The sequence below is a fragment of the Oleiphilus sp. HI0066 genome, assembly GCF_001635725.1.
Genome location: NZ_LWFH01001652.1, coordinates 1 through 1,612 on the forward strand (window position 1 = coordinate 1; position 1,612 = coordinate 1,612).

The window sequence follows — 1,612 nt, forward strand, 5'->3', positions numbered from 1 at the left end:
GTTGGCGACGAAAGTGCGATTGATGTTGCCGATAAGGTAAAAGACTACATAGCAACGCGCAGTGAAGATCAAAACCAGTTGTTGCAACTAACCGCATGGCGAGATCGATCTAATATCGTCAAAAAGCGTCTCAAGACTTTAAGCGACAGTGCGATACAAGGCGGTATTCTTGTGATGTTGCTGCTGACTTTGTTTTTACGCCCCGCGATCGCATTTTGGGTTTGTATCGGTATTCCTGTCACCTTTATGGGTGCCTTTTTTGTCATGCCGTTTTTTGGCGTGAGCATTAATATCATTTCGCTATTTGGCTTCATCTTAATTCTAGGGATTGTGGTTGATGATGCGATTGTCACGGGCGAGAACATATACTCGCATCTAAGAAAATCCGAGAGCGGTATCGAGGCCGTTATCAATGGAACGCAGGAAGTTGCTGTTCCAGTGACATTCGGGATCCTCACCACTATCGCTGCGTTCATGCCCATTGCTTTTATTGAAGGTGTTCGTGGTCAACTGTTTGCTGCAATCCCTGTGGTGGTCATACCGATTCTTTTATTTTCACTAATTGAATCGAAGTTAATACTCCCAGCGCACCTCAAGAACATCAGAATTCATCGTTCTCAAAGCGATACCTTAATGGGTAAGTTGCTAGCGTTGCAGGAACGTTTTGCAATCGGGTTTGAGCGCTTTATATTACGCTTCTATCAGCCAATGCTTAGCGTCGCCTTGCGGTATCGCTACGCGTGTTTGACCTTTGCTATTTGCTTACTCTTTATACTCAGCAGTGCGCTGAGTTCCGGTTTAATGCGTTTCATATTTTTCCCTAAAGTGCAGAGTGAAGTGGCAAGAGCCTCGTTAACGATGCCAACCGGTACCCCAGCGCCTGTTACCGATCAACACGTCGTCTTCATGCTAGAGCAGGCACAAGTATTACAAGACAAGTATATCGACCCCGTTAGTGATGAATCGATTATCGAGAACATTATGGCGACAACAGGCTCTGCGGGTAGCTCATCAGGCAGTAATATTGGTCGGGTAATGTTTGAAATTACAGCACCTGAAGATCGCTCTCTGGCGATATCTAGTCGAGAACTGGTCAATGAATGGCGCCGCCTCGTAGGTACTATTCCTGGTGCTGACGGACTGACCTATCGCGCCGAAATTGGTCGTGTCAGTGATCCTATCGATATCGAATTACGTGGTGATGACTTCGATGAGCTATCGGCAATCGCCGACAAATTGAAAGAAAAGCTCGCGTCTTATCCTAGTGTATTTGATGTCAGTGATACCTTCTCTGATGGCAAGCAAGCCTTAGACATCAATTTACGCAAAGAAGCGCATGTGTTGGGATTGACTAGGCAGCAAGTTGTATCACAAGTGAGGAATATCTTCTTTGGGCTCGAGGTGCAGCGCATTCAACGTGGGCAAGACGACATAAAGGTTGTATTGCGTTATCCCATTGACGAGCGTCAGAGTGTCGCTAAATTGCGCGATGTATTAATCACGACGCCTACCGGTGAACGCGTGCGCTTGGGGGCTATTGCTGATCTGTCTCCATCGATCAGTCCCTTGTCGATTCTTCGTAAAGACGGTAAGCGTACGATCAATGTGCAGG

1 protein-coding gene is annotated in these 1,612 nt (G+C 46.6%); it reads left to right on the plus strand.

What is annotated here, in order from left to right; translation table 11 throughout:
• Nucleotides 1-1,612, plus strand: a 1,612-nt coding sequence (locus tag A3738_RS25755; protein WP_197474045.1) for an efflux RND transporter permease subunit, incomplete at both ends; no start/stop codon positions are given.